Genomic DNA, 4876 nt, shown 5'->3' on the forward strand with positions numbered 1-4876 from the left:
CCGGTTTTGGATGGGTTTGCAAATGGATTATGATCTGGATGTAGCTGAAGATGCACTCGGAGAAAAATTAAAAATGGAAGTTTGTTCCCGGCAAGACTAACAGTAAAGCCATACGAATATTACCGCGATTTACTGCTCACCTTTCCCAAAACGGAGGCATAGATGACCGACTACAACGCGATCGCTCATAGGTTTACCTATAGGTATAGTCCACGGAAAGGCGGTCTGATATCTTTGTACATTGATTACTTAGAAGGTTCCCCTCTACGGCTACCTACGGCTATCGTGTTGACTTTGAATCATACCCTCCCCCCATAACCGGAACAAGTACTATTGGGGAAGTGACCGATGTGATAGCAGTCAATGGTGACGAACGAACCGATAGGCTTGCCATTGACGGGTATCACAAGGGAGCTACCCTATCACTTGTCGGGTTTAGGGGGTGATATGGGTATTTGACAGATTGATTAAGTTGTGCTTATTGATTAACCCGTCAATAATTAAGATTTGCTGCTAAGGGATATGCACCAATTGTCCCGTGTGCTAAGACTGAATGGAGTGCATTTTGAGTGTGACGGTACGACTATCGGGTTAAGTAAATTCCCGCTATCGCCGTCAGGATAAGGCAATAGAAAAAACGAGCATGGAGGGATTTGAACCCCCGACCCTCAGAACCGGAATCTGATGCTCTATCCACTGAGCTACATGCCCTAAGACCAAATTCACTATAACATATATTCGGCAAATATTGATCAACCCAACGACAATTTCATCTCTTAGCAATCAATCCCCTATAGCAGGGAGGGGGTCGGTTCGCCAAATACCAGGAACCTCAACGCTAAAATTTCCTGGGTCATGGGCCTATATTTCTACCATAGGTGGCGCTTTGGGTGAAAATTAAGATCACAATGACAAAAAGGTTAGCTAAAAATATGGACTCAATTGAAATTAAAGGTATCCGCAGTTATGGTTATACGGGATATCTCCAGGAGGAAAGGGTATTAGGTCAGTGGTTTGAAGTTAATGTGCGCTTGTGGTTTGACTTGCGCGTTGCCGGACATAGTGATACGATCGCAGATACGGTGGACTATCGGGGAACCATTGCTACAGTTGAGCATATTGTAAAAACGGCTAAATTTGCTCTGGTGGAAAGACTAGCAGAGGCGATCGCTCAAGCTATCCTGGAACAGTCCCAGGTTGAGCGGGTTCAGATCCAGTTAATTAAACTCGCTCCCCCCATTCCTGACTTTAGCGGACAAATTCAAGTTGAAATCACTAGACCTTAACATTCACCACCGCAATTAGGAGTCGGTTAGCTCCATTTTCAGGTTATACCTTTCCCTAGTTGTCTGATCACAACAGGCTGTGATTTGTGACAAATACATTCAAGACCATAGTCACAAAACTAAAAAGCTACCTTTACAAAAGCCATACATTTATAAATCTTTGGTAAAAAAGGTGTTTTACATTAGACACACCAGGGAAATGATGCTACAACATTAATAGTACGAAAGTACGAAGTCCAGCCCAGTTATCTAAGTTAGTCAAATTATCACACCAGAGGTAAAAATTATGAACACTAAACTAAGTCTATCAGTATTTTTAGGTTTACTAGCCGGTGGTCTAGGATTCGCAGGTTCTGCTCAAGCATTTTCCTTCCAGACAAACTTTGAGTACGCCTTAACAGGGAATAATGCTCCGAGAGGGGATGTCTGGCTGAATTCTGTTGAGGTCAATGACAATATTTTCAGTAATTTTGCCTTTGTCAACCGTGCTGAGATCGTTTATAACGACCCCTTTACAGGTGGTAACACAGGTGCTGCTAGTTCTGATATGGGACCACTAGCAACCGTAGGAACATCCAGGGAAAACCCCACCAATGAAGACATTGTGACATCTTTGGGAAATAATAACCTTAACAGCATTATCGATGGAGAGGACCGCGGAAGTTTCGCCATCAATGTTTGGTTTGATCGTCGGGTTGATAACCTGTTTTTGTGGGAACGTGGCATGAACAGTGCTGTAACAGTTCAAGCGATCGACCGACTAGGCAACAGTTTGGGTAATACCTTTACTATTGGACGGAACAACTGGGATGATGCCGGGTTTAGCATTAATACACTAGAAATCGGAAATAATGTTCAACGGGTCGGTTCTCGGGGAGTTTCCTTGGCTGATTTAGGACTTGACCCCTCAGTAAGGTCTATTGGTGGTATTCGTGTAAGTGCTGCATGGTCTGAGTTGGATGGTCCTGGCAATAATCGTATGCGAAGAGATTATAATGGACCAGACTGGCAAGTGGTTGGTGCTGCTGTACCAGAACCAGGTATGATTTTCGGTCTAGGCGCTATTGGTGCTGGTTTGGTTGCTTCCAACCTTCGCAAGAAAGGAAATAAAGCGTAGAATTGCAGTAACGGTTAGCTTCAGATTCTCTACTGCATAGACTCTACAGGAAGGCGGGTTGATCAACTTGATCAACCCGCCCTATATTTTTTAACCAGAAAAAAGGTTGTTTGGTGACTAACGGACTAATTCCTTAACCTTGGTCATAATACCGTTGGGGTCAATACCCTGATGAGGGAACTGTTCCCAGAGACCGCCACAACCTTCCTTGTGAGTAGCAAGATAGGCGTATTTAGGAGTATAGCCACCTTCTAGCAACCAGGAACCAAAACGGCTACCGAGTCCAGTGCGACGGTTAAAGGCTTCGACGACCATGACAAAGGGAGCGTTTCCGATTTTGGCTAACATATCTTCATCAACGACATTGAGGGTAGATTTATTAATTAACCCCACATCAATACCTTCTTGTTTGAGGCGCTCGACAGCATCTAAGGAACGGTACAAACTATCGCCAAAGCTGACAATATAACCAGCAGTACCCTCGCGAATGACCTCATCTTTACCAGGGATGAACTTGTAGCCGTGGCCAAAGAAATGATTTCCGTCACTGTTGAGAATATAGGGAACTTTGGAACGGGTAGAGAAGATAAACCGGAGTCCGGGGTCAAAAAATACGGCTTCGACACAGGCTTTCATCTGGTTAGCGTCGGCGGGGAAATACAAACGAGTTTCGTAACCGTCATCTAAGCCATTGTCGGCGAACATATTATTAATTCCGAAATGGCAGGTATTATCAGCCATGTCGTCAATGCCACTATGGGAGAAGTGACAGAGGACGTTGGAGTAATTCAGGCGCGCCATAGTGATTTCGGAAATGCACATTTCTAAGAAGGCGCTAAAGGTGCCGAAAATCCCCTGTTTGCCTTTTTCCATACCAAACCCGGCGGCGGCGGAGAAGTTACCGCGCTCCATAATACCGCCTTTGATAAAGATTTCTGGGTAGGCGGTGCGGATTTTTTGTAGACCACAGGAGCCTTCTAAATCGCTATCGACACAAAGGACTTTTTCTTTACGATCGCTATCTGTCATGGTAGCGAGAACGGAAACGACGGCATCCCCAAAGACGTTACGGTTGGAACCGAGATCGTCACTAGAACCGATGAAGGTGTAGTTTTGTTTAGGTGCTTGGATACCTTGTAGATATTTAACCGCTTCGGTGCGACCTTTGGCTTCCAAATAAGCGATCGCCGCCTTGACTGAAATCACATCATGACCGTGGGGGGAACCTTCGAGACCTTCAATTCCGACACACATTTTCCGACGGTTAATCACGGCAACGGGACCATCTGTATTAATAGCTTGGCAGATCAGACCATAGAGGCTATCAATATCTTCTCCATCTCCCTCTAGGACTTTCAGACCGTGACCGATAAGGGTTTGGGCGACTGTGTAGCCAGGAATATAATCAGAAGGGTGTCCGGCGATGGTGACATCGTTATCATCAATAATCAGTTTAACGTTAAGCTGTTGGGAGACAGCCAGACGAGCGGCTTCAGCATCATTTCCTTCCTGTTGAGAACCATCGGAACCCAGACAGAAAAGGGTTTTATTGGGGTTAGCCATGGCTACGCCGTTGACGTAAGGCCACATATGACCGAGACGACCGGAGCTAAATTTTACGCCGGGGGTGAGTCCTAATTCGGGGTGTCCGGGTAGTTTGGAATGTGCGGCGCGATAGCTCAGGAGCTGTTCGGCGGGCATAGAGCCTTCGAGTACGGACATTAAATATTGGGTAGCCACCCGGTGTCCGGCTTCGTCAAAGAAGATAGGGACGAATTTATCGGGGGAACCGCGAAATAAGGCATCAAGGATCATTACTTCTGGGGCGGTGTCGTAGGGTCCCCCTGTGTGTCCGCCAACTCCGCGCGCTGCGCCAGTGGCGGTGAAGAAAACGATCGCATCTCTGACCAGTTCAATATTAGCTTTCAGGGCCTTTCGTTGTTCGTCGGTTAGGGTGCTATTGGCTGGGTCAAGTTTCAGGTATTGGTAGGCTCCCAAGTCAATGGGGAAGACGGCTTGAGCAACAGTCATGAGTATTCCAGTTTAGATATGTCAACTTCATGGGCGATCGTGGTTGCTAAGGACTGCGATCGCCTTGATTTGATTGTTTCACATTTCGGCCCCACTTCAGCACTTACTCTCCACATTTCCCAAAAAAGTCCCAAATTATCCCGCCTATGTTTGACGGGGTGTCTGTTATCAAGAAACTGGGTCTAAAACCCCGTCCTTCTAGGACGGCTTTAATTGTAAATTTTTGTGGCAATATCGAATATTTTGTGCTGATGGCGTTAGCATAAGATAGGAGGTAAAGCCATGCTAGTTTTTGAGTTCAAAACCTACGGAAAACCAAGTCAGTTCATTGCAGTAGCTGAGGCAATTCGTACAGCACAGTTGGTCCGCAATAGCTGTTGGCGCTAGACGAACTCAATTCTCAAGCGAGACAAGCCAGCGCTGAAAGAGCTTGGTCAGCTAG

5 protein-coding genes, 1 tRNA gene and 1 pseudogene are annotated in these 4876 nt (G+C 46.0%); 5 read left to right on the plus strand and 2 right to left on the minus strand.

Annotated elements, in window-relative coordinates; translation table 11 throughout:
- The first annotated feature begins 162 nt into the window (after positions 1 to 162).
- The gene (locus tag P5683_RS22670) at positions 163 to 318 is read left to right on the plus strand and encodes a hypothetical protein (RefSeq protein ID WP_155839082.1); all 156 of its coding nucleotides are present in this window, start codon (positions 163 to 165) and stop codon (positions 316 to 318) included.
- A gap of 320 nt (positions 319 to 638) precedes the next feature.
- Here P5683_RS22670 and P5683_RS22675 read toward each other — a convergent pair.
- Positions 639 to 711 (minus strand) — tRNA-Arg (locus P5683_RS22675).
- A 221-nt stretch (positions 712 to 932) separates the two neighbouring features.
- On the opposite strand from P5683_RS22675, the gene folB reads away from it, so the two are divergent.
- Together folB and P5683_RS22685 are read left to right on the plus strand one after the other, a co-directional pair.
- Positions 933 to 1286, plus strand: coding sequence for a dihydroneopterin aldolase (gene folB / locus P5683_RS22680; protein ID WP_008049009.1), 354 nt, complete (start codon positions 933 to 935; stop codon positions 1284 to 1286).
- Positions 1287 to 1572: 286 nt separating this feature from the next.
- Positions 1573 to 2403, plus strand: a complete 831-nt coding sequence (locus tag P5683_RS22685) for an exosortase-dependent surface protein XDP2 (protein ID WP_006621081.1) — start codon at positions 1573 to 1575, stop codon at positions 2401 to 2403.
- Between the two features lie 117 nt (positions 2404 to 2520).
- On the opposite strand, the gene P5683_RS22690 is transcribed toward P5683_RS22685, so the two are convergent.
- Entirely contained in the window at positions 2521 to 4434 is a 1914-nt protein-coding gene (locus P5683_RS22690) for a transketolase C-terminal domain-containing protein (RefSeq protein ID WP_315641096.1), read from the minus strand.
- A gap of 18 nt (positions 4435 to 4452) precedes the next feature.
- Here P5683_RS22690 and P5683_RS22695 point away from each other — a divergent pair, with 18 nt between their 5' ends.
- Positions 4453 to 4620, plus strand: a complete 168-nt coding sequence (locus tag P5683_RS22695) for a hypothetical protein (RefSeq protein WP_006621079.1) — start codon at positions 4453 to 4455, stop codon at positions 4618 to 4620.
- 96 nt (positions 4621 to 4716) lie between these two features.
- Positions 4717 to 4876 (plus strand): annotated as a pseudogene (locus tag P5683_RS22700) (RNA-guided endonuclease TnpB family protein); the annotation flags it as partial.

Origin of the sequence: Limnospira sp. PMC 1279.21 (assembly GCF_032349615.1) — a bacterium.
Classification (GTDB): domain Bacteria; phylum Cyanobacteriota; class Cyanobacteriia; order Cyanobacteriales; family Microcoleaceae; genus Limnospira; species Limnospira fusiformis.